The following is a 21,592-nucleotide window of genomic DNA, read 5'->3' as shown; positions in this document are numbered from 1 at the left end:
GAGTCCTCAATCATGACCAAGCTGTTCAAGCCTCTGCTGATCGCCGGCCTGCTCGCCGCCGGCGTCGCCGGTTCCGCGCTGGCCGCCGGCGAAGCCCCGCTGCATAGCCCGATGCCGATGATGGAAAAAGGCCGCCACATGGACCCGGCCCAGCGCGAAGCCATGGCCGCCCGCCATCTGCAGGGGCTGCACGATCAACTGAAGCTGCAGGCGAATCAGGAAGCCGCCTGGAAAACCTTCGCCGCCTCGATGAAGCCGGGCGAGCGGGCGATGCCGCCCAAGCCGCAAGCCGGCGAAACCGCGCCGCAACGCATGGAGCGGATGCTGGACATGATGAAACAACATCAGGACGCGATGCAGAAACGCCTGGACGCGCTGAAAACCTTCTACGGCCAACTGACGCCGGAGCAGAAGAAGGTGATGGACCAGTGGCATGGCCAGATGGGCCACAAGGGCCGCATGGGCTCGATGGCCAAACCTCAGCCCCAATAAGCGCGATGCGCTCGGCAACAAAAAACGGCAGCTTCAGGCTGCCGTTTTTTGCTTGTTGACGAGGCGAGTGGCGCTCAAGCGCGCCCAAACCACTTGTCGCCGAAGTTGACCAGCAGCACGCCGCCCACCACCAGCGCCGCGCCCAGCAGCCGCGGCAGGCTCACCTCGCGCAGCGGCATCGCCAGCCAGCCGAAACGGTCGAACAACAGCGACACGCACACCTGGCCGGCGATCACCAGCGACAGCATCGCCGCCACGCCCAGCCGCGGCGCCAGCAAGGTGGTGCCGAACACGAACATCGCCCCCATCGCGCCGCCCAGCAACATCCACCACTCCACCCGGCCGAGCGCCGCCAGGTCCTGCCATTTCTGGCCGGTGGCGACGGCCAGCCCGGCCAGACACGCGCTGCCCACCGAAAACGACACCAGCGCCGCCAGCAGCGTGCTGTTGCCCAGCACGCCCTTGAGCTGGTTGTTGATGGCGGCCTGCAAGGGCACCACCACGCCGATGGCGAAGGCGAACAAGGGGTAGATTGGGTTCATCACTATCCTGTCGAATCAATTAAGAGCATGTTTACGATCTCGCGAGCCAGAGCGAGACAAGGCGTACTCGCCGTGTCACGTCTCGCGACGCGTAGCAGATCGTAAACAGCTTCTTAGGGGGTTTCACGTGAAACCGCGTTCACGCCGCGGTGTTGCGATGGAAGACGATCTTCTGCGGATTGCGGGTATAGGCGCAGAAACCGGGCTTGGGGCCCACCTTGGGATGGTTGCGGCAAGTATTGGGACGCCGCTCGTAAATGGCGCACAAGCGGGTTTTCTGATCCAGGTGCATGCAGTCGCCGTTGGCGCGCCGCGCCAGCGTAAACAGCTCGCGCTTGAAATTGAAGTGCTGGATCAGCCGCTGCTTTTCCAGCCGCTTGGCGATGTTCTTGATCGGTTCTTCCAGCTCGAACTCGTCCACCACGCCCATGCGCACCAGATCCGGCAGCCGCACTTCCACCGGCATGGAGCAGCAGCTGCCCATGCAGTCGTCGCACAAACCGTTCTTGTATTTGACCCAGGTGTCCAGGCGCTCGATGTCGGCCACGTTTGATTCCCCGTGCTGCCGGCGTGGCCGGCGATCATTTATTAAAGGATTGTTCCGGATAGGAAAAAAGGAAAGAGGCGCATTTTACGCGCCTCCCCGTCGCCGCAGCAATCGACGCGCCGGTCGTTTCAGACCGGCAAGCCAGCGCTCAAGACTGCGGACGCTGCTTGAAGAAGGTCAAGGGCGCGGTGTAGGGCACCTCGCTCGGCGGCGCCGCCTTCAGGATGTGCTTTTTCATCTTGCCCATCACATGCATCTCGCAGGGCCGGCATTCGAACTTCAGCGTGTAGGTTTCATTGCCGGACTTCAGCGTCATCGGATCGGCGCGCACCTGGCCCATCACCCCCTTCACGCCCTTGGCCTGCTTCGGACACAGATTGAAGGAGAAGCGCAGGCAATGCTTGGTGATCATCAGGCTGACCTCGCCCTCTTCCTGATGCGCCTCGTAGGCGGCGTCGATGAGCTCCACCCCGTGCTTGCGGTAGAACTGCCAGGCCAGATTGTTGTAGACATTGGCCAGATAGCTCAGCGTCTTTTCCGGATACGGCACCGGCGGCTCCAGCGCCGCCTTGCGCGGCTGGCGCGGCCAGGCCTGCAAGCGCGCGGCCTCCAGCCGGGCGATGGCGTCGCGGCGCAGCGCGTTGATCGCCGAGGCCGGCGCGAACCACGGCTGCGACAGCTGCAGCGTCACGTCGTGGGCGACGAACATGGTGTTGCCCAGCTTGCCCAGATTGTCGCGCAGGCCGGCCAGCGCCTTGTCGGCGTCCTTGGCCGGCTCTAGCGCCAGCGGGCTACAGGCGGAGGCGCTGACGCCGTCCTCGTCGGTGACGCTCAGCTCCAGGCCGTCGGCGGTTTCGGCCAGCGTCATCCACACCCCCACCTTGCGTTCGGCGGACTTCTTCAGCAGCGCCAGTTCCCAGGCGTGGTCGCGGTTGCGGCTGATGTCCACGCCCGGCTTGAGCCCGGCCAGCACCGAGGCGTCGTTGGGGAACACCCGCCACAGCAGTTCGCCGTCCGCGGTCTTGCCCACTTGCTGCACGGTGTTGGCCTGCACCCCCACCACTTCGCGCTTCTTCATGAAATTGATGCCGTCGCCGTTGCTCATGGTTTCGCGGCTGGCGATCTCCAGCCAGTCCGGCCCCACCTTGCTGACCACGCCCAGGCCGACGCCGACGAATTTGGGCGAATCGAAAGCGCCGATGTCGATCTTGCGACCGGTGGCGAAGTAATCGGTGCCGCCGCGATGGAAGGTCTTGTCCGGGTCCGGCGCGAAGAATATCTCGCTGTCGCCGCTGGAGGCGCGCGCCAGCTCCGGCCGCCGTTCGATGATCTCGTCCAGCAGCAGCCGGTAATGGGCGGTGATGTTCTTCACATAGGACACGTCCTTGTAACGGCCCTCTATCTTCAGCGAGCGCACGCCGGCGTCCAGCAGCGCCTCCAGGTTGGCGCTCTGGTTGTTGTCCTTCATCGACAGCAAATGCTTGTCGAAGGCCACCACGCCGCCGTCCTTGTCGGTCAGCGTGTACGGCAGCCTACAGGCTTGCGAGCAGTCGCCGCGGTTGGCGCTGCGGCCGTTGTCGGCGTGGCTGATGTAGCACTGGCCGGAGAAGGCCACGCACAGCGCGCCGTGGATGAAGTATTCGATGGTGGCGGCGTCGCCCACCGCGTCCGCCGCCTTGCGGATCAGCGGAATGGTCAGCTCGCGCGCCAGCACCACCTGGGAGAAGCCGGCGTCGGACAGGAAGCGCGCCTTTTCCGGCGTGCGGATGTCGCACTGGGTGGACGCGTGCAGCTGGATGGGCGGCAGGTCCAGTTCCAGGATGCCCATATCCTGGATGATCAGCGCGTCCACGCCGGCGTCGTACAACTGCCAGATCAGCTTGCGCGCCGGCTCCAGTTCGGCGTCGTGCAGGATGGTATTGAGCGTGGCGAAGATGCGCGCGTGGTAGCGGTGCGCAAACGCGGTCAGGCCGGCGATGTCCTCCACGCTGTTGCAGGCGTTGTGGCGCGCGCCGAAGCTGGGCCCGCCGATGTACACCGCGTCGGCGCCGTGCAGAATGGCCTCGCGGCCGATTTCGGCGGTCTTGGCGGGCGATAGCAACTCGATCTGGTGCGACAACAGGCTCATGGCGTTTCCTGACATTTAGTATAGGTGGCCGCACTGGGCGATGGCGGCCGCAAAGGGGCGGAATTATAACGGAATCATGGAGTTATAGGTAGAAATTTGCAGCAGCGGCTTTTAAGTTAAGTCCCAGGATCACGGCCTAGTCATGCCGCCGTCACATGCCGCGACTACACCTCCAAATAGTCAAAATCGGTTTTATGCAAGTAAAAACCAATTCGGAGAGCGTCATGTTCAACCGCTTGACCATCGCCCAGCGCCTCAGCGCGCTCGTCGCGGCCCTGCTGGCCATCACCGTCTTGATCAGCCTGTTTGGCCAGCACGCGCAAAAAGGCATACTCGACGACTTCGCCACCACCTACAACGACCGGGTGGTTTGCCTGAAGCAGCTGAAAACCGTGGCCGACAGCTACGCGGTGGGCATCGTGGACGGCGCGCACAAGCTGCATGCCGGCGCCATCGACGCCGCCGGCTTCCTCGGTGGCATCGACGCCGCGCAGGCGGCGCTGAAGAAACAATGGGGCGATTACCGCGCCACCTATCTGACCGCCGAGGAAAAAACCCTGGCCGATCAGGCCGAGACGGCGATGCGCCAGGCCGACGCCAGCGTGGCCCGGCTCAAAAGCCTGGCCCAGTCCGGCGACCGCGCCGCGATGCAGCTGTTCCTGGACAAGGAAATGTACCCGGCCATCGATCCCATCGCCAACCGCATCGCCGCGCTGATCGATTTGCAGCTGCGGGTGGCGGCGGAAGAATTCGCCAAGGCCCAGGAACGCGCCGCCGCCAGCCGCGCCGTCGCCATCGCTCTCTTGATCTGCGGCGTGGCGCTGGGCGCAGTCTTGTCGCTGATCATCATCCGCTCGCTGATGGCCGAGCTGGGCGGCGAACCGCGCGACGTGGTGGCGCTGACCGAGCGCATCGCCAACGGCGACCTCAGCCAGAGGCTGCAGGTCAAGGCCGGCGACCAGCACAGCGTGATCGCCTCGATGGCGCGGATGCAGAGCGGGCTGATCCGCATGGTGCGCGCCATGCAGCAGATCATCAGCCAGCTGAGCGCCAACGCCACCGAACTGGCGGCGGCGGCCGAGCAGGTGGCCGCCAGCGCGGAAGAACAGACCCGCGCCGCCTCCTCGATGTCGGCCTCGGTGGAGCAATTGTCGGTCAGCATCTGCTCGGTGGACGACAACACCACCGACGTGGCCACCGAATCCGTCTCCACCGGCGAGCTGGCCACCCGCGGCGAATCCATCATCGACCAAACCCTGCACACCATAGAATCCGTGGCCGACATGGCGCGCGCCTCGCAGGACCAGGCCGATCTGATGAGCAGCCGCTCGCAGCAGATCGCCAACGTGATCCAGGTGATACGCGACGTGGCCGACCAGACCAATCTGCTGGCGCTGAACGCCGCCATCGAGGCCGCGCGCGCCGGCGAACAGGGCCGCGGCTTCGCCGTGGTGGCCGACGAGGTGCGCAAGCTGTCCGAACGCACCGCCCAATCCACCTCCGAGATAGGCGCCAGCATCCGCGAAATGCTGGATAGCAGCGCCCACGTGGTGCAGAACATCCACCACACCGTGGACCATATGGAAGTGGGGCTGCAACAGGCCAGCGACGCGCGCGCCGCCATCACCGGCATCAACGACAAGGTGGCCAGGGTCAAGCAATCGCTGAGCGCGATCTCGGTATCCCTGCACGAACAGCAGGCCGCCGGCACCGGCATCGCCGCCAATGTGGAGAAAGTGGCGCAGATGTCCGAGGAGACCAGCGCCGCCGCCAGCCAGACCGCGGACTCCGCCAGCCAGATGGAACAGATGTCGCACGAGCTGCAATCCAGCATCAACTATTTCACTCTGCCGCAGGCCGGCCAAAGCCAGGGCGAAGAAACGCCGCTGCAAACCGGCCGTTCGCTGGCGGCCGCCAGCTGAAGCGCCGCTTACCTCCTCTCCGCACTTGGCCTGGCGCTTGCCAGGCTTTTTTTTAGTCTGGCAATGGCCGGTGGCCTATGGGCCAGCCGGAGGGGGCGCCCCCCGCAAGCACATGCTGCATTGCAGCAATGTCGATAAGCGAAAATCTTCCGCTCATGCGCCCGCTGTCGCGATTGAAAACGCATGGCTTCCCCAGCCAATCCTTCGTTGGCACTCCAAATCCCGTTCGGAAAAACAAAAAGTAGATGCCTTTCATTCGCATTCTGCGGCGATCTGGCGTCATGGCGCACTTATTTCCGACAAAACCATGTGCATGGCAGCATTGCAACAATATGACGAACTATTTTGCAATACCAATGAGATACCAATTGAGAACCAGTAAAAGACCAGATAGTTTTAGCGCAGGACATCCGACAGAGGTGTCGCCACGTGATTGGAGTGACTGAAATGCCTAAGCCGACCAAGCTTGCCCTACTGCTGTTGACCGCCCTGCCCTGTGTCGTCATGGCGGCGGAAGACTCGATTCCGACCAACGACACCTCGCCCACCCAGGGCGCGCCGGCCACCTACGAAGCGGTGGACGTCTACGACTTGATCACCAAGTCCGAAACCACCGTCAGCGCCATCTACTACGGCCGCAACCGTCAGGCGGACTGGCCCGCTCCGCCCAACGGCAAGAACCGCGACGACATCACCGTCAACGCGCTCAACCTGGGCCTGAACTTCCGTTCCGGCTACGCCTGGAACAAGCTGGGCTTCGACGCCGCCGCCCACGCCGCCATCCGCCTGGACAGCGGCAAGGGCTGGTCGGAAGTGCTGAACCACGACGTCAACGACAGCTCCCAGCCCGGCGGCGTGGACAAGAGCGCCGCGGTGCTGAGCCAGGCGGCGCTGAAATTCCGCCAGCACGAAGACGGCCAGGGCTTCTCCGCCCGCGCCGGCTACACCCCGATAGGCATCGGCACCCTGGGCACCTCCGGCGGCCTGCAATCCCACGCCTACCGCGGCGTGGAAATGAAATACAAGTTCGGCGACTTCGAAGTGGGCTACGGCTGGGCCGACCAGTTCCGCAACGAATGGGACACCCGCTTTCGCGACATGACCAACTCCTGGGAACAGGGCCGCAGCAACGGCAGCGCCGCCAAGCGCGTCGATTACGTCAACAGCCTGGGCTTCCGCTACGCGCCCAAGAACGGCTTCGTCGACGTGGGCGTGGGCGAAGGCAAGGACTACCGCCGCAACGCCCAGATCGCCGGCTCCTATTCCTGGCAGCTCAACGGCGACGACAAGCTGACCGCCACCGGCTACTACTTCACCGGCAAGTACCAGACCCAGCTCTCCGGCATCCAGAACCCCAAGAGCGAATACCACGCCAGCGGCAGCGTCAGCTACGCCACCAACGGCTGGACGCTGATGGGCGGCCTGGGCTACACCAAGGCCCCGGACTCCGGCGAACTGAACTTCCGCATGACGCCGTGGGGCAACAGCGACAACCGCAACTTCATCCAGACCTGGGGCCAGCTGGACGACTTCGTCTGGGACGGCACCACCGTCTACAAGCTGGGCGTCAACTACGACCTGGCCAAGGTGGGCGTGCCCGGCCTGACCGTGGGCCTGTCCGGCAACTACGCCACCGGGATGAAAAACCCGGGCAAGACCGACACCAAGGCGCACGAGGTGGACTTCAGCATCGGCTACAGCGTGCAAAGTGGCATGTTCAAGGGCGCCAGCATCGGCGTCTACCCGGCCTGGCTGCGCACCGACGGCTTCTACGGCAAATCCGACCGCAACGACGTCAAGGTGATCGCCTCCTACAGCAAGACCTTCTGATCCGCGCGGCCGGCCGGGGCGCTCCCTCCCCCGTCCGGCCGCCGGCTCACTGGCATTGAACTGGTCTCGCTTTCATTGACACCACTTCAATGCCACAATGCGGCAACAAGACATTCAAATAGCATAACATTGCACCCCGGCCGCCACGGTTGACGCCGACGTCGGCCCCCATGGAGAAACCATCATGAAACTCAACGCCTTCGCTCGCGCCGCCCTGCTCGCCGCCGGCTGCGCCGTCGCCCTGCCGGCGCTGGCCGCCGACAAACCGGTGCTGGAAGTGTGGACCATGAGCCTGTCGCCCAAGTTCGACGGCTACTTCAAGGATCTGGTCGGCAAATACAACGCCCAGAACCCCAATGTCGAAATCAAATGGACCGACTACCCCTGGGACGTGATCCAGTCCAAGTTCACCGCCGCCGTCGGCGCCGGCAAGCCGCCGGCCCTGGTCAACCTGAACGTGCCCTGGGCTTACGACTACAAGCAAAGCGGCCTGCTGCAGCCGCTGGACGGCGTGATCAACAAGGGCCAGTACGTGGACGGCGCGATCAAGGACGTCACTTTCGACGGCAAGGTCTACGCCTTCCCGCACTACAACGGCGCCAACGTCATCGCCTACAACGCCGAGCTGTTCAAGAAAGCCGGCCTCAACCCGGCCAAGCCGCCCAAATCGCTGGATGAACAACTGGCTTACGCCAAAACCATCAAGGCCAAGACCGGCGTCGCCGGCTTCGCCCCGGCGCTGGGCCCCACCAAGATCGAGGGCTTCCTGATCCAGAACGGCCTGCCCTTGCTCAAGGACGGCAAGCCGGTGTTCAACAGCCCGGCCCACGTGGCCATGCTGAAAAAACTGGGCGACGCCTACAAGTCCGGCGCGCTGCTGAAGGACAATCTGTTCGCCCAGGACAATTTCCAGGTATCCATCGCCGCCTACAACAGCGGCCGCATGGCGATGCTGGTCACCACCCCGGCCTCGCTGACCCGGGTGCGCGACGAAGCGCCCAAGCTCTACCAATCCACTCAAGTGGCGCCTGCGCCCATCGGCCCCACCGGCATCGCCGCCGGCGGCTGGATGTTCAACTTCGGCGTGGCGCGCAACGTCAACAAGGCGCTGCTGCCGGAGATAGGCAAGTTCGGCAACTACCTGACCAACGCCGACAACCAGCTCGCCTTCGCCAAACTGGCCGGCACCCTGCCCACCGCGCGCAAGGCTGCGCAGGATCCGTACTTCCAGAAAGTGGCCAATGACGCCGGCGCGGCGGAAAAAGCCGTAGGCGTCGCCGCCGCCAGCCTGGACAAGACCCGCACCATCTACCTGGCCGGGGTCAAGGACCCGGACGTGCTGTCCGCCCGCCTGGCCGCCGCGGTGGAAAAGGCCGTCACCGGCCGCCAGGATCCCAAGGCCGCGCTGGACGAGGCGGCGGCGTTCTGGAGCGGCAAGCTCTAAGAACCTGTTTACGATCTGCTGCGCGTCGTGAAACGTGACGCGGTGAGTACAGCTTCGAAATGCTCATGTACCACTCGTACATTCCGCTTTCTCAGCCGTTTTCGCCTTGTCTCGCCTTAGCTCGCGAGATCGTAAACAGGCTCTAAGTAAGCGCTTGACCGCGGCGGCGTCCTAGACCCCGCCGCCCCGCAACCCGCAGGCCGTCGCCGCATCCCGGCGCCGGCCTGCCGCTACGTCACAAGGTTCTGCCCATGCGCACCAAGACCACGCTGCAAGCCTATCTGTTCCTGGCCCCGGCGCTGCTGCTGATGCTGGCGTTCTCCTTCTGGCCGGTGGGCTTCGGCAGCTTCATCGCCTTTACCCAGTACAATCTGATCGACAGCCCGCGCTGGGTGGGCCTGGACAATTTCCGCGAGCTGTTCGCCGACGAGCTGTTCCTGGCCTCGCTGAAAAACTCCGCCGTCTACCTGCTGGTGGTGCCGGTGATCCAGGTCATCGCCATGCTGCTGGCGGTGCTGGTCAACAACCAGCTGCCGGCGATCAAATGGTTCCGCGCCGCCTACTACCTGCCGGTGGTCACCTCGGTATCGGTGATCGGCATCATCTGGAACTTCATGTACACCGAGGACGGCGTGCTCAACGCCGCGCTGCACTGGCTGCGGGTGATCAACGAGCCGGTGGGCTGGCTCAACGACGATCGCATCGCGCTGTTCGCGGTGATGTTCATCACCGTCTGGCGCGGCCTGGGCTGGTATATGGTGCTCTACCTGGCCGGCCTGCAGGCGGTGCCGGCCGACATCTACGAAGCCGCGCAGCTGGACGGCGCCAACGCCTGGCAGCGCTTCTGGCGCATCACCGTGCCGCTGCTGGCGCCCACCATCCTGCTGTGCTCGGTGATGTCGGTGCTGGCCGCGGTCAAGGCCTTCGAGGAGGTGCAGATCATGACCAAGGGCGGGCCGATGCAATCCACCTACACCGCGCTGTTCTACGCCTATGAGTTCGGCATCAAATCGCTGAACTTCGGCCGCGCGCTGGCCGCCAGCCTGGTGATGTCGGTGTTCTGCGTAGCCTTGGCCTGGTTGAACTTCCGCTATCTGCAGCCGCGCGAATCATAAGGAAACGCCATGCAAAATACCGCCACCCTCGCCGCGCCCGCCGCCCGCCGCCACAGCGCCCGGCTGAGCAAGCTGGCCGGCCGCGGCCTGCATTATCTGGTGCTGAGCCTGATCGCCCTGGTCACCGTCTACCCGTTCTGGTGGACGCTGGTCACCGCGCTGTCCACCGAGGGCGACGTGTTCGCCTTCCCGCCGCCCTTGCTGCCCAGCGCCCCCGGCCTGGACAACTTCAAGGAGGCGGTGTCCAGCATCGATCTGCTGGCCTTCTACAAGAACTCCGTCGTCATCGCGCTGGCCACCGTGGCCGGCACCCTGCTGGTCAGCGCGCTGGCCGCCTACCCGCTGGCGCGGATGCGCTTCCCCGGCCGCAAGCTGGTGTTCGGCGCCATCCTCGCCACCATGATCCTGCCCAGCGAAGTCAACTTCCTGGTCAACTTCATCACCGTGTCCAAGCTGCAGCTCACCGACAGCTACAGCGGCGTGGTGCTGCCCACGCTGGCCGGCGCGGTGGGCATCTTCCTGATGAAGCAGGCCTTCGAAGCCGTGCCGCAGGACTTGATCGACGCCGCCCGCGTCGACGGCGCCAGCGACTGGCAGATTTTCTGGAAAATCATGCTGCCCTTGTCGCGCCCGGCGCTGGCGGCGCTGACCATACTCACCATGGTGTCGGCGTGGAACCAATACATCTGGCCGTCCATCGTGATGTCCAGCCCGGACAAATTCCCGCTGTCGGTGGGCGTGCTCTACCTGTCCGGCGCCTTCAGCTTCAAGACCCGAGTGGTGGCCGCCGGCGCGGTGCTGACCGTGCTGCCCATCCTGCTGGTCTTCCTGTTCACCCAGCGCTACTTCCTGCGCGGATTCGATGGAGCCGTCAAATGAGCGATACCCTGCAACAACTGGCCGGCCAGGCGCTGATGGTGGACGTGGCCGGCCCGCGCCTGGGCGAGGAGGAAGCCGCCTTCCTGCAAGAATTGGGCGCGCGCGCCATCTGCCTGTTCCGCCGCAATGTGCCGGACGAGGCCAGCATCCGCCGGCTGATCGCCGATCTGCAATGTGCGCTGGGCGAAGACATCCTGATAGGCATGGATCAGGAAGGCGGCGCGGTGATGCGCACCCTGTTCCTGCCGACGGCGCCGTCGGCGATGGCTCTGGGCGCGGTGGACGACGCCGAACTGGCCGAACAAGTGGGCGCCGCGGTGGCGCGCGGCCTGGCCAGCCTGGGCGTGAACTGGAATTTCGCCCCGGTGCTGGACCTCAACAACAACCCCGCCAATCCGGTGATCTCGGAACGCTCCTTCGGCGAAGACCCGCTCAAGGCGACGCGGCTGGCGCGCGCCTGGATCAGCGGCCATCTGTCCGAGGGCGTGGCCTGCTGCGTCAAGCACTTCCCCGGCCACGGCGACACCCACACCGACTCCCACCTGGACCTGCCGGTGGTGGACAAGCCCAAGGCCGAGCTGCGCGATTACGAGCTGTCGCCGTTCGCGGCGCTGGCTGGCCTCACCCCCGGCATGATGAGCGCCCACATCCGCTTTCCGACGCTGGACGCGGACTGGCCGGCCACGCTGTCGCCGGCCATCCTGCAGCAACTGCTGCGCGAGCAGCTGGGCTACCAGGGCGTGATGATCACCGACGGCATGAATATGAAAGCCATCCGCGAGCGCTGGGGCCAGGCCCAGGGCAGCGCTCAGGCGCTGGCCGCCGGCGCCGACCTCAGCCTGGTGCTGCAATTCCAGGACGAAATGAAGGAGAGCAAGCAGGCCTTGATAGACGCCGTCGCCGCCGGGCGGCTGAGCGAGGCGCGGCTGCGGGAAGCGGCCGCGCGCGTGGACGCGCTGATCCGGCGCTACCCCAGCCGTCAGCGCGATTACGACCCGGCGCAGCGCGCCGCCGACGCCGAATTGTTCGCCGACACCTGGCGCCGCGCACTGACCGCCCACGGCCAGCCGCAACGGCCGCCTGCCGGCGCCACGCTGCGCCTGGTGGTGCAAGACCAGGCGCCGTCCGACGGCGTGTCCGAGGCCGGCCTGTCCGCCGACGCGCTGGTTACTCGGCTGATCGCCCAGCTGTCGCGCCGCTTCAGCCTGGAAGTGATCCGCTACCAGCGGCGCGAGGAACTGGACTGGCGCCGGCTGCCTCAGGACGGCCGCTACACCGTGGTCGCCTCCACCACCCGCGGACGCTACGGCGCGCGCGAGCGCGCCGAATGGCGGCCGGACCTGCACCTGGCCTTGTGGAACCCCTACGCCGCCGCCGATCTCGACGCGCCGGCGCTGATCAGCTACGGCTTCGCCGACGCGGCGCTGGACGCCGTCGCCCAATGGCTGTCCGGCGAGATAGAAGCCACGGGCGCGCTGCCGGCGCGCTTGCAATAAAAGGACTCGATATGGCCCACCTCAAGCTCAGCAATATTAAAAAAGTCTACGACGACGGCAACGCGGTCATCCACGGCGTGGACCTCGCCGTCCGCGACGGCGAATTCATGGTCTTCGTCGGCCCATCCGGCTGCGGCAAATCCACGATGATGCGCATGATCGCCGGCCTGGAAGACATCAGCGCCGGCGAACTGTGGATAGGCGGCCAGCTGGCCAACGACATCCAGCCGTCCAAGCGCGGCGTGGCCATGGTGTTCCAGAGCTACGCGCTCTATCCGCACATGACGGTGCGGGAAAACATGGCCTTCGGCCTCAAGCTGGCCGGCAAAAGCAAGCAGGACATCGCCGCCGCCGTGCACCGCGCCGCGCTGACCCTGCAGATCGAACACCTACTGGACCGCAAGCCCAAGGCCCTGTCCGGCGGCCAGCGCCAGCGCGTGGCCATAGGCCGCGCCATCGTGCGCAAACCGGAGGTGTTTCTGTTCGACGAACCGCTGTCCAATCTGGACGCCGCGCTCAGGGTGCAGATGCGCATCGAGCTGGCGCGGCTGCACAAGGAATTGGGCAGCACCATGATCTACGTCACCCACGACCAGGTGGAGGCGATGACCATGGGCGACCGCATCGCCGTGTTCAACGCCGGCCGCATCGAACAGGTGGGCACGCCGCTGGAGCTGTACCAGCGCCCGGCCAACCGCTTCGTCGCCGGCTTCATCGGCTCGCCCAAGATGAACTTCCTGCCGGCGACCATCGTCGCGAACGGCCCGGACGGCCTGACGCTGGAACTGCCCGGCGGCCAGCGGCTGAGCCTGCCCTTCCAGGGCCGAGCCGGCGACGCCGCCACCCTGGGCGTGCGCGCCGAACACCTGCGCTTCGCCGACGCCGGCGTGGCGGCGACGGTGCAGTTGGTCGAACACCTGGGCGATGTGCAGATCGTCTACGTCCAGGCCGACGGCGTGACCGAGCCCATCGCCGTCAAACTGGGCGGCCAGGACAGCGCGCCGCCGGCCGGCAGCGCCTGCCGCCTGGCGCTGGACGCCGAGCACTGTCATCTGTTCGACGCCCGGGACCAGGCGCTGCCCCGGCTGGCGGCGCAGCCGCAGGCCCAGGCCGAGACGGTGTAAGCAGCTGGGACGAACAAACAAAAAGGACGCTATTGCGTCCTTTTTCATTTATCCACAGGGAAAGCCGGACCAGCCGATTTATCCACAAATAGAAGCCGCCGAGCAAGGTTGCGCGACGATCACCGGCTGAGGAACCGGCTCGCTCAACTTATCCACAGACCAAGACCTTCACGCCACCTTATCCACAGCAGCCAACTCAAAGCGGGTCCGCGCCGCGTCCAGCTCGAAACGGACCAGTCGTCCAGCATGCGGCCGCAGCTGCTCGGCCAGCCAATCCATGCCGGCCCCGCCGGAAGGAAACCCCTTGTCCGGCCGCTCGCTGACGAAAACCACGTCGCGGCTGCCGGCGTCCAGCTTGAACAGGTCCGACTCCAACCAGTTCAGGCAACGGCACACCACCTTTCGTTCCCCGTTCAGCCATACCGCCTCGCCCGGCTGCGGCGTTTCCGTCTGGTCCCGCCCCAAGGGCAGAAAAGGCTCGTCGCCGGCGGCCAGGTCCAATTGCAATACGCCGCCCAGCTTAGCGATGTCCTCGCCGCCAAACGGGCTCAGGCTGAGCAAGGACGCCTGGTTGTACAAATCCACCAGCGGCAGGATGCTGCGCAGCTTGTCCTTCTGCGCCGCCTTGACCAGGTATTCCAGCGAACAGCGCGCCTTCTTGTCGCCGGGCAAGTCCTTGTACAGCTGTTTCCACGCTTGCAGCAAGGCGTCCAGATCGCGCTCCGGCTCCGGCAGCGCGGGCAGCCGCGCCGGCAAGGCGGCTGCGTTTATATCCAGCGCGATCAGGCCGCTGACCTGGAGTTGCGGCAGGCGGGACAATAAGGCGGGGCTCAGGGCAATCTGCATCGTCGGGCTTTCCACGGTTGAATCCGCTCCAGCATAGGCCCGCCGCGGTCAAAGGGGAAACGCGTTTTTTTGCTGGGGTATTAGTGAAACTGAATCCATTATGATTTCTGGCTTCCCATTCAATAAAAACCATTACTGACAACAAATAAAACATCATTAAAAACAAGCAAAGCATTAATTATTTTTAATGTATTTATTTTTTTATATAAACGCAATGGAATGCAAATAGAAATACTAGTCTTTAAGCCAGTTGCCGGTGCCTACCATTAAATAAATCATCATTATTTTTAAATAATTAGGGGTGCAATCATGGGAACTTGGCATCAAGTTGCACTGGATGGGAGTGTGAGCAAAAACGGTGGGGTATTGAAAGCCACCAGCACGGTCGCCTGCGACAATATAAAAGTTGGTCAGACCGGAGATATTGTCGAATACCCGGACGGCAGCACCGCCATCGTCACCGCTGGCTGCGGCTACGCTTTTTATAACAAGGAAACCGGCAAGTCGCTGGCGCTGATAGGCAGCCCACTCAGCAACGGCGACATGATCCACTCAGGCCCAGCCAATGGCTTGCGCTTCCTTGATGAACACGAAGGGAAACCCACCCCCGGCTTCTTGGACCCTGACTGGAGGCCGAGCCTTGTCAAAGAGATATAACTGCTGTCTTGGGGCAAGCACCACCGCCGGCGGCGTCATCGTAGCCGCCAGCGGGCAAGGACGCATCGAAGGCAGGGAACTGGCCGTTGAAGGCGATCCCATTCACTGCCCGGCCTGCAACCGCCTTGGCCGCATTATCTGCGTGCCGCCGCGGACATCGGAAATCTGGCATGGCAAACAAGCCGCGCTGGAGGGCGATCTGTGCATCTGCCAGTGCGACCCGCCACCCAAACTGATCGCCAATCAAAATCTGAAAAGCAATTCGACCGACGAAGGCGAACCTCCGCCTCCGCCGCCTGGATATGCAGCAGCGCGGGACTATGTCTCGCCCTACCGCTTCGAAATCCAGTACCAACTGGTCAGCGAGACAACAGGCAAGCCGCAAGTGGGCATGCCATATCGCATAGACCTGCAAGACCATACCTTCAGAACCGGACTGACGGATTCACTGGGCATGACCCAACTCATCGTCAGCACTATGTGCATGAATTCAACCTTGACGGCACCCTACCATGACGACCATACAGAGACCTTTGATGGCGAGATCGGAAGCGACTCCTGTTGTAGTGACGATTCCTGAACCAGAACTCAGCGGCATGGCCTGGGTGGAGCGCTATCCAGGCAGCAACAGCCTCTCGGAGCTGGAACCAGCCTTCCAAGCCAATGTTCGGGCTTTTATTGAGGCATTGAAAGCGGCAGGTGCAACTGTGCAGGTAGCATCGACCTATAGGCCTGAGAAACGGGCTTATCTGATGCACTGGAGTTACCAAATTGCTAAAAAGAAAATTAAACCCAATAAGGCCGTTCTTCGTATAGACGTACCAATCTTGTGGGATCACAGTGATGATACGAAATCTATCGAAGCAGCCACCGCAATGTCAAAATATTTCAAGACACTTCATCTAGGTACTAATCCGGCTTTGCGCACTAGGCATACTACCCGCCAAGCTATTGATATGAACACTACTTGGACAGGTGATTTAACAATAGCCAATAAAGATAGTTCTGTTGTAACTATTAAAACTGAGCCACGCACTGGCATGAATAAGGAGCTACATGCAGTCGGTGCCACCTACGGTGTCGTTAAATTTAAATGGGGCATAAAAGATAGACCACATTGGTCTTCAGACGGAAGGTAAATTATGAAGCACATACTAATCTTTGTGATGCTACTGTCTAGTAGCACATATGGCGGTGCTTTAACAAATAAAGACGTCAAGCGCTTTGTTGAGAACGCAGAGATTTGTCAGCACTTGGTTGGCGAGGTTTCTGAGACTAGCGATATGACGATGATTAATGATGCCAATAAAGCATGTGAACAAGCCAAAAAACAGCGAAAGCTATTACTTAAAAAATATAGTAAAGACAGAGAAGTGATAAAAACCATCAGAGAATTTGATGAAACACTTGCTCCAAAATACTGAAGTCAAATAAAAACCACATAAATTTTTTACATACCATGGAATGGCATTTCCATTTATTGACATGAAAAAAATTCTCGCTATTTTTATAACGCTTTCTAACAGCCTCTATGCTAGCAACCTCAACAATAAGGACGTAAAAATCTTCATAGATAATGCTGAAACCTGTGAACATTTGTCAGGTGAGATATCCGGCGATAATGATGCTCGTCAACGCGAAGTTATTCGGGATTTGAATAAATATTGCAATCGTGCAATCAAGCAACAAAAGCGCTTGCTAATAAAATATAAGGCAGACCCTGACGTGATGGCTGAATTAAAGAAATGGAATGAAGTATTCGGTATTGTGGAATGAAGCGGCTTGCCAATACTCGCCTCCCCTGAACACACTGGCTTGGATGCGGTGGATAAAAGCCGAATATAACTATCGCTGTGGATAAGAACAGCGCGTAGCTGAGCATCGTCAGCTTCTAAAGCAGCAGGCTGCAAATCAAGCAAGCCGGGCGCAAACACCAAGCCCGGCGCCATGGCCGGGCATAAACCGCATTGGCGCGGGCTCAGTGGATGGAGCCGCCCATCTTGCCGTCCGCGTCCAGGAATTCGGCGGCGCTGAGCACCGCCTCTTCCAGCAGCGAGAAGAAGCCGGCCCAATACTCGCCCTCCGGCCCTTCCGCGGTGAAATCGGCGTATTCCGCCATGCGCGCCAGCAAGGAATCCTCGGCAGCGCAGGGATGGTGAGCCACGTGTTCAATGTAATGGCCGGCGAACTCGCGGCCCATTCGGTATGCCTCTTGCTCGCCGGCGCCGGCCGGCACCGCCGCGCAGTACAGACGCAAACGCGGCGGCAGGCAGACGGCGAAGGCGGGTTCCTGCAGCGACTCCGCCTGGTCGGCGGAATGCTCATGGCGACGAAATGGACGTTTTACGGACATAAGGCCTCCCATCGGTCTTGCTGCGCGCCTGGCTTCAGGCTAGGAGAGCACAGAGTAGCAGCTTTGGCGCGACAAGGCCCGCGCAGGGTGGAGCGAGCCGGCCGAAATAGCGGGCAAGGGGCGCTCAAGCCGGGCCGCGGGCCCGCTCTGTGGATGAATCCCACTTTCCGCTCCGGCTGTGGATAAATCCGCTAAAGCCCGTTTTGGCCGGCAAAGACAAAGCCCGGCGCAAGGCCGGGCTGTTCTGGGTGGAAACCGCGTCAACTCAGGCGGTCAGCCTTTGCTCGCGCGCGGCGCTCTGGCCCAGCAACCAGGCGTCGATCACCTCGGCGGCGTGCGCCGGCAGGTGCAGCTTGAGCTTGGAACGGCGCCACAGAATGTCCTCGCTGCGCGTCGCCCATTCCTCGTCCGCCAGATAGCGCAGCTCGGCTTCGTACAAGCCGGGCAGCAGTTCCGCGCCCAATTGCTCCAGGCCGGCGGCCGCGCCGATCAGCTTGGCCACGCGGGTGCCGTAAGCGCGCGCCCAACGGCGCGCCAGCGCTTCCGGCAGCCACGGATGCTGTTGGCGCAGGCCTTGCAGGAAACGCTCGAAATCCGCGCCCGGCATGTCGCCGCCCGGCAGCGGCGCGTCGGCGGTCCAGGTGGTCTTGCCATTGCCCAGCAACGGCGCCAGCTTGTCCACCGCCTCTTCCGCCAGCTTGCGGAAGGTGGTGATCTTGCCGCCGAACACCGACAGCAGCGGCGCGCCGTCCAGGTCCATTTCCAGCGAGTAGTCGCGGGTGACGCTGGCGGCGTTGCTGGCTTCGTCGTCCAGCAGCGGGCGCACGCCGGAGTAGGTGGACAGCACGTCGGCCGGGCTGATCTGGGTCTGGAAGTAACGGTTGCTCATCTGGCACAGGTAGGCCACTTCCTGATCGTCTATCGCCACCTTGGCCGGATCGTCGCGGTATTCCACGTCGGTGGTGCCGATCAGGGTGAAATCCTGCTCGTAGGGGATCGCGAAGATGATGCGCTTGTCCGGGTTCTGGAAGATGTAGGCGTAGGGGTGGTCGAACAGTTTCTTGACCACGATGTGGCTGCCCTTGACCAGGCGGATGGATTTGCTGGACGGCAAGGCCAGCGTGTCCTTGATCAGGCTTTCCACCCACGGGCCGGCGGCGTTGACCAGCGCGCGGGCGCGCACCTGGCTGCGGCTGCCGTCTTCGGCCTGCAGCTCGCACAGCCAGTATTCGCCGTCGCGGCGGGCGCCGACGCAGGCGGTGCGGGTCAGCACCCGCGCGCCGCGCTCGGCGGCGTCCTTGGCGTTGAGCACCACCAGCCGCGCGTCCTGCACCCAGCCGTCGGAATAGACGAAGCCGCGCTTGAACGCCGGCTTGATCGGCTGGCCGGCCGGATGGCTGGTGAAACTGACGGTTTCGGAGCCGGGCAGCACTTCGCGGCGCGCCAGGTGGTCGTAGAGGAAGAGGCCGCAGCGTATCATCCATTCCGGACGCTGGTTCTTGTCGTGCGGCATCACGAAGCGCAGCGGCCAGATGATGTGCGGCGCGGCCTTGAGCAGCACTTCGCGCTCTTGCAGCGCTTTGCGCACCAGGCCGAATTCATAGTATTCGAGATAGCGCAGGCCGCCGTGGATCAGCTTGGTGCTGGCGGAGGAGGTGTGCGAGGCCAGATCGTCCTTTTCGCACAGCATCACCGACAGGCCGCGTCCGGCCGCGTCGCGCGCGATGCCGGCGCCGTTGATGCCGCCGCCGATCACCATCAGGTCGTAAATCTCCACTGCCATCTTTCGCCTCTTCCTTCCAGGGGACCCAGTTCGAGTCGTTGTTCCCTCGCCCGCGCGCATCCGCGCGCCGACGATGCCATCCTACCCAGAATAATTATAAACGAACAAAAATACAACATTTCGCTTTCGTTTTTACGTTGTTAGCACGCGATTTTGTCTTTTTAACTGCTTAAACGCGGAAATACACAAAAAAACAGGCGGCAACCAGGGTCGCCGCCTCGTAAAGCGCCCGGCAGCGCCGGGCCCTGCGGGATCTAAACTCGGTTCAAGACGGCGTCCTGGCCGCGTCCGTGCCAGGTGGTCAGCGCCAACAGCACGATGGCGGCGACGCAAGAGCCCACCATCAGCATGAAGCCGCCGTCCCAGCCAAAGTGATCGACGGTGTAGCCGACCACCGCGTTGGCGGCCACCGAGCCGCCCAGGTAGCCGAACAGGCCGGTGAAGCCGGCGGCGGTGCCGGCGGCTTTCTTCGGCGCCAGCTCCAGCGCGTGCAGGCCCACCAGCATCACCGGGCCGTAGATCAGGAAGCCGATGGCGATCAGCGCCAGCATGTCCACGGTGGGGTTGCCGGCCGGGTTCAGCCAGTACACCACGGTGGCCACGGTCACCAGGGCCATGAACAGCATGCCGGTGGCGCCGCGGTTGCCCTTGAACAACTTGTCGGACATCCAGCCGCACAGCAGGGTGCCGGGAATGCCGGCCCATTCGTACAGGAAGTAGGCCCAAGACGATTTATCCACCGAGAAGTGCTTGACCTCTTTCAGATAGGTGGGCGCCCAGTCCAGCACGCCGTAGCGCAGCAGGTAGATGAAGACGTTGGCGAAGGCGATGTACCACAGCAGCTTGTTGGGCAGGATGTATTTCTTGAAGATGTCGCGCGCGCTCAGTTCTTGCTCGTGGCTGGCGTTGTAGTCTTCCGGGTAGTCGTTCTTGTAGGCCTCCACCGGCGGCAGGCCGCAAGACTGCGGGGTGTCGCGCATGGTCAGGTAGGCGAAGATGGCCACGCCGATGGCGGCGGCGGCCGGCACGTAGAAGGCGGCGCGCCAATCGTTGAACCAGCCCATGCCCAGGATGAACAGCGGACCGATCAGACCGCCGCCCACGTTATGCGCGCAGTTCCAGATCGACACGATGCCGCCGCGCTCCTTCTGCGACCACCAGTGCACCATGGTGCGGCCGCTGGCCGGCCAGCCCATGCCCTGGAACCAGCCGTTGAGGAACAGCAGCACGAACATGATGCCGACGCTGGAGGTGGCCCAGGGGGCGAAGCCCATCAAGAGGAAGACGGCGGCGGACAGGATCAGGCCGACGCTGAGGAAGACGCGGGGATTGGAACGGTCCGACACCGCGCCCATCAGGAATTTGGAAATGCCGTAGGCGATGGCGACGCCGGACATGGCGAAGCCCAGGTCGCCGCGCGAATAGCCTTGCTCCACCAGGTAGGGCATGGCCAGCGAGAAGTTCTTGCGCACCAGGTAATAACCGGCGTAGCCGATGAAGATGCCGAGGAAGATCTGCCAGCGCAGTCTTCGATACAAGCTGTCTTGCTCAGAGGAGGGCAATAGCGGCTGATGCGCCGCCGGACGGAACATGCTGATCATGGGAACACCTCATTTTTTAGTGTGGCAACTACGGTCCGCTCTGCGTCGGCTCCGGATTACAAACGCGGCGGCTAAAGCGCCGCCGCGCGAAAACTGCGGCCGGCTCCAAAGAACCGGCCAGGCATCACAGGGTATAGGCCAGGGCCGCCAGCGCGCCGCCGATCAGCGAGCCCACCACCGGCACCCAGGCGTAGCCCCAGTCGCTGTCGCGCTTGCCGGGAATCGGCAGGATGGCGTGCATGATGCGCGGCGCCAGATCGCGCGCCGGGCTCATCGCGTAGCCGGTGGTGCCGCCCAGCGACACGCCGATGCCCAACACCAGCAGCGCGACAGGCAGCGCGTCGATGGCTCCCAGCGACATCTTGGGCGCCACCATGCTGAGGATGGCGAACACCAGCACGAAGGTGGCGACGATTTCGGACACCAGATTGCCCGGCAGGCTGCGGATGGCCGGGCCGGTGCAGAAGGTGGCCAGCTTGGTGTCGGCGCAATCGGTGCTGTCGAAGTGCTTGCGGTAAATCAGCCACATCAGGCCGGCGCCGCTCATGCCGCCCAGCATCTGTGCCAACACGTAGCCGGGCACTTTGTCCCAAGGAAACTTGCCGGCCACCGCCAGCGCCACCGACACCGCCGGGTTCAGGTGGGCGCCGCTGATCGCCGCCACGCTGAACACGCCGACGAAGACCGCCATCGCCCAGCCGAAGGCGATAACGATGAGGCCGCTATTGTGGCCCTTGGTGTTTTTCAGCAGCACATTGGCCACCACGCCGTTGCCCAGCAGCACCAGCAAGGCGGTGCCGATGAATTCGCCCATTAAAGGATTCATGATCGTT

At 63.1% G+C, this 21,592-nt stretch carries 22 protein-coding genes; 14 read left to right on the top strand and 8 right to left on the bottom strand.

Annotated elements, in window-relative coordinates:
- Positions 1-12: 12 nt before the first annotated feature.
- Positions 13-492 carry a Spy/CpxP family protein refolding chaperone gene (locus VK98_RS04380; RefSeq protein WP_053077219.1) on the top strand — a complete coding sequence of 160 codons (480 nt, stop codon included), beginning with the start codon at positions 13-15 and terminating at the stop codon, positions 490-492.
- A gap of 74 nt (positions 493-566) precedes the next feature.
- Here the strand turns inward: VK98_RS04380 and VK98_RS04375 are convergent, their stop codons facing one another.
- The 3 genes from VK98_RS04375 to VK98_RS04365 form a co-directional block, all read right to left on the bottom strand.
- Positions 567-1,034, bottom strand: coding sequence for a DMT family transporter (locus VK98_RS04375; RefSeq protein ID WP_048412870.1), 468 nt, complete (start codon positions 1,032-1,034; stop codon positions 567-569).
- 139 nt (positions 1,035-1,173) lie between these two features.
- The gene (locus VK98_RS04370; RefSeq protein WP_048412869.1) at positions 1,174-1,581 is read right to left on the bottom strand and encodes a YkgJ family cysteine cluster protein; all 408 of its coding nucleotides are present in this window, start codon (positions 1,579-1,581) and stop codon (positions 1,174-1,176) included.
- 148 nt (positions 1,582-1,729) lie between these two features.
- On the bottom strand, positions 1,730-3,709 hold the full coding sequence (locus VK98_RS04365) for a U32 family peptidase (RefSeq protein WP_048412868.1): 1,980 nt from the start codon (positions 3,707-3,709) through the stop codon (positions 1,730-1,732).
- A 224-nt stretch (positions 3,710-3,933) separates the two neighbouring features.
- On the opposite strand from VK98_RS04365, the gene VK98_RS04360 reads away from it, so the two are divergent.
- The 8 genes from VK98_RS04360 to VK98_RS04330 all read left to right on the top strand — a co-directional run bounded on the left by VK98_RS04360 (position 3,934) and on the right by VK98_RS04330 (position 13,519).
- Positions 3,934-5,631 carry a methyl-accepting chemotaxis protein gene (locus VK98_RS04360; RefSeq protein WP_048412867.1) on the top strand — a complete coding sequence of 566 codons (1,698 nt, stop codon included), beginning with the start codon at positions 3,934-3,936 and terminating at the stop codon, positions 5,629-5,631.
- A gap of 112 nt (positions 5,632-5,743) precedes the next feature.
- A complete protein-coding gene (locus VK98_RS23630) occupies positions 5,744-6,013 on the top strand; it encodes a hypothetical protein (protein WP_156187761.1) in 270 nt (89 codons plus the stop codon).
- 65 nt (positions 6,014-6,078) lie between these two features.
- The gene (locus VK98_RS04355; protein WP_082158745.1) at positions 6,079-7,461 is read left to right on the top strand and encodes an OprD family outer membrane porin; all 1,383 of its coding nucleotides are present in this window, start codon (positions 6,079-6,081) and stop codon (positions 7,459-7,461) included.
- A gap of 184 nt (positions 7,462-7,645) precedes the next feature.
- Positions 7,646-8,905: a sugar ABC transporter substrate-binding protein gene (locus VK98_RS04350; protein ID WP_048412866.1), complete on the top strand. Its 1,260-nt coding sequence runs from the start codon at positions 7,646-7,648 to the stop codon at positions 8,903-8,905.
- Positions 8,906-9,156: 251 nt separating this feature from the next.
- On the top strand, positions 9,157-10,020 hold the full coding sequence (locus VK98_RS04345; RefSeq protein WP_048412865.1) for a carbohydrate ABC transporter permease: 864 nt from the start codon (positions 9,157-9,159) through the stop codon (positions 10,018-10,020).
- A 9-nt stretch (positions 10,021-10,029) separates the two neighbouring features.
- Positions 10,030-10,899, top strand: a complete 870-nt coding sequence (locus VK98_RS04340; RefSeq protein ID WP_048412864.1) for a carbohydrate ABC transporter permease — start codon at positions 10,030-10,032, stop codon at positions 10,897-10,899.
- Positions 10,896-12,395, top strand: a complete 1,500-nt coding sequence (nagZ, locus tag VK98_RS04335) for a beta-N-acetylhexosaminidase (RefSeq protein WP_048412863.1) — start codon at positions 10,896-10,898, stop codon at positions 12,393-12,395. Before VK98_RS04340 ends, nagZ begins: the two co-directional genes overlap by 4 nt.
- An 11-nt stretch (positions 12,396-12,406) precedes the next feature.
- Positions 12,407-13,519: an ABC transporter ATP-binding protein gene (locus VK98_RS04330; protein WP_048412862.1), complete on the top strand. Its 1,113-nt coding sequence runs from the start codon at positions 12,407-12,409 to the stop codon at positions 13,517-13,519.
- A gap of 168 nt (positions 13,520-13,687) precedes the next feature.
- Here the strand turns inward: VK98_RS04330 and VK98_RS22655 are convergent, their stop codons facing one another.
- Complete coding sequence (locus tag VK98_RS22655; protein WP_053077217.1) at positions 13,688-14,365, bottom strand: B3/4 domain-containing protein; 678 nt, start codon at positions 14,363-14,365, stop codon at positions 13,688-13,690.
- Positions 14,366-14,674: 309 nt separating this feature from the next.
- Between VK98_RS22655 and VK98_RS23990 the strand changes: the two genes are divergently transcribed.
- The 5 genes from VK98_RS23990 to VK98_RS23615 all read left to right on the top strand — a co-directional run bounded on the left by VK98_RS23990 (position 14,675) and on the right by VK98_RS23615 (position 16,798).
- Entirely contained in the window at positions 14,675-15,022 is a 348-nt protein-coding gene (locus VK98_RS23990) for a hypothetical protein (RefSeq protein WP_048412861.1), read from the top strand.
- Entirely contained in the window at positions 15,006-15,602 is a 597-nt protein-coding gene (locus tag VK98_RS23195; protein ID WP_197082956.1) for a PAAR domain-containing protein, read from the top strand. Before VK98_RS23990 ends, VK98_RS23195 begins: the two co-directional genes overlap by 17 nt.
- Positions 15,559-16,161, top strand: coding sequence for a hypothetical protein (locus tag VK98_RS23190; RefSeq protein ID WP_197082955.1), 603 nt, complete (start codon positions 15,559-15,561; stop codon positions 16,159-16,161). Before VK98_RS23195 ends, VK98_RS23190 begins: the two co-directional genes overlap by 44 nt.
- Positions 16,162-16,164: 3 nt before the next feature.
- Entirely contained in the window at positions 16,165-16,446 is a 282-nt protein-coding gene (locus VK98_RS23620) for a hypothetical protein (protein ID WP_156187758.1), read from the top strand.
- 61 nt (positions 16,447-16,507) lie between these two features.
- Positions 16,508-16,798 carry a hypothetical protein gene (locus VK98_RS23615; protein WP_156187757.1) on the top strand — a complete coding sequence of 97 codons (291 nt, stop codon included), beginning with the start codon at positions 16,508-16,510 and terminating at the stop codon, positions 16,796-16,798.
- Positions 16,799-17,000: 202 nt separating this feature from the next.
- Here VK98_RS23615 and VK98_RS04315 read toward each other — a convergent pair whose 3' ends face one another.
- The 4 genes from VK98_RS04315 to VK98_RS04300 form a co-directional block, all read right to left on the bottom strand.
- Positions 17,001-17,375 (bottom strand): hypothetical protein, encoded by a 375-nt coding sequence (locus VK98_RS04315; RefSeq protein WP_048412860.1) that lies wholly within the window; start codon positions 17,373-17,375, stop codon positions 17,001-17,003.
- Between the two features lie 265 nt (positions 17,376-17,640).
- Positions 17,641-19,158 (bottom strand): glycerol-3-phosphate dehydrogenase, encoded by a 1,518-nt coding sequence (gene glpD, locus VK98_RS04310; RefSeq protein WP_048412859.1) that lies wholly within the window; start codon positions 19,156-19,158, stop codon positions 17,641-17,643.
- A gap of 254 nt (positions 19,159-19,412) precedes the next feature.
- A complete protein-coding gene (gene glpT, locus VK98_RS04305; RefSeq protein ID WP_048412858.1) occupies positions 19,413-20,759 on the bottom strand; it encodes a glycerol-3-phosphate transporter in 1,347 nt (448 codons plus the stop codon).
- 124 nt (positions 20,760-20,883) lie between these two features.
- Positions 20,884-21,585: an MIP/aquaporin family protein gene (locus tag VK98_RS04300; protein ID WP_048412857.1), complete on the bottom strand. Its 702-nt coding sequence runs from the start codon at positions 21,583-21,585 to the stop codon at positions 20,884-20,886.
- Positions 21,586-21,592 lie beyond the last annotated feature (7 nt).

This window comes from Chromobacterium sp. LK11 (assembly GCF_001043705.1).
GTDB classification, from domain to species: domain Bacteria; phylum Pseudomonadota; class Gammaproteobacteria; order Burkholderiales; family Chromobacteriaceae; genus Chromobacterium; species Chromobacterium alkanivorans.
This window is presented reverse-complemented; position numbering and strand designations above follow the sequence as displayed.

Bases quoted from the DNA above. Each gene is read 5' to 3' on its own strand.
- VK98_RS04380 (WP_053077219.1), top strand. From the start codon at position 13: ATGACCAAGCTGTTCAAGCCTCTGCTGATCGCCGGCCTGCTCGCCGCC.
- VK98_RS04375 (WP_048412870.1), bottom strand. From the start codon at position 1,034: ATGAACCCAATCTACCCCTTGTTCGCCTTCGCCATCGGCGTGGTGGTG.
- VK98_RS04365 (WP_048412868.1), bottom strand. From the start codon at position 3,709: ATGAGCCTGTTGTCGCACCAGATCGAGTTGCTATCGCCCGCCAAGACC.
- VK98_RS04360 (WP_048412867.1), top strand. From the start codon at position 3,934: ATGTTCAACCGCTTGACCATCGCCCAGCGCCTCAGCGCGCTCGTCGCG.
- VK98_RS23630 (WP_156187761.1), top strand. From the start codon at position 5,744: ATGCTGCATTGCAGCAATGTCGATAAGCGAAAATCTTCCGCTCATGCG.
- VK98_RS04355 (WP_082158745.1), top strand. From the start codon at position 6,079: ATGCCTAAGCCGACCAAGCTTGCCCTACTGCTGTTGACCGCCCTGCCC.
- VK98_RS04350 (WP_048412866.1), top strand. From the start codon at position 7,646: ATGAAACTCAACGCCTTCGCTCGCGCCGCCCTGCTCGCCGCCGGCTGC.
- VK98_RS04345 (WP_048412865.1), top strand. From the start codon at position 9,157: ATGCGCACCAAGACCACGCTGCAAGCCTATCTGTTCCTGGCCCCGGCG.
- VK98_RS04340 (WP_048412864.1), top strand. From the start codon at position 10,030: ATGCAAAATACCGCCACCCTCGCCGCGCCCGCCGCCCGCCGCCACAGC.
- nagZ (WP_048412863.1), top strand. From the start codon at position 10,896: ATGAGCGATACCCTGCAACAACTGGCCGGCCAGGCGCTGATGGTGGAC.
- VK98_RS04330 (WP_048412862.1), top strand. From the start codon at position 12,407: ATGGCCCACCTCAAGCTCAGCAATATTAAAAAAGTCTACGACGACGGC.
- VK98_RS22655 (WP_053077217.1), bottom strand. From the start codon at position 14,365: ATGCAGATTGCCCTGAGCCCCGCCTTATTGTCCCGCCTGCCGCAACTC.
- VK98_RS23990 (WP_048412861.1), top strand. From the start codon at position 14,675: ATGGGAACTTGGCATCAAGTTGCACTGGATGGGAGTGTGAGCAAAAAC.
- VK98_RS23190 (WP_197082955.1), top strand. From the start codon at position 15,559: ATGGCGAGATCGGAAGCGACTCCTGTTGTAGTGACGATTCCTGAACCA.
- VK98_RS23620 (WP_156187758.1), top strand. From the start codon at position 16,165: ATGAAGCACATACTAATCTTTGTGATGCTACTGTCTAGTAGCACATAT.
- VK98_RS23615 (WP_156187757.1), top strand. From the start codon at position 16,508: ATGAAAAAAATTCTCGCTATTTTTATAACGCTTTCTAACAGCCTCTAT.
- VK98_RS04315 (WP_048412860.1), bottom strand. From the start codon at position 17,375: ATGTCCGTAAAACGTCCATTTCGTCGCCATGAGCATTCCGCCGACCAG.
- glpD (WP_048412859.1), bottom strand. From the start codon at position 19,158: ATGGCAGTGGAGATTTACGACCTGATGGTGATCGGCGGCGGCATCAAC.
- glpT (WP_048412858.1), bottom strand. From the start codon at position 20,759: ATGATCAGCATGTTCCGTCCGGCGGCGCATCAGCCGCTATTGCCCTCC.
- VK98_RS04300 (WP_048412857.1), bottom strand. From the start codon at position 21,585: ATGAATCCTTTAATGGGCGAATTCATCGGCACCGCCTTGCTGGTGCTG.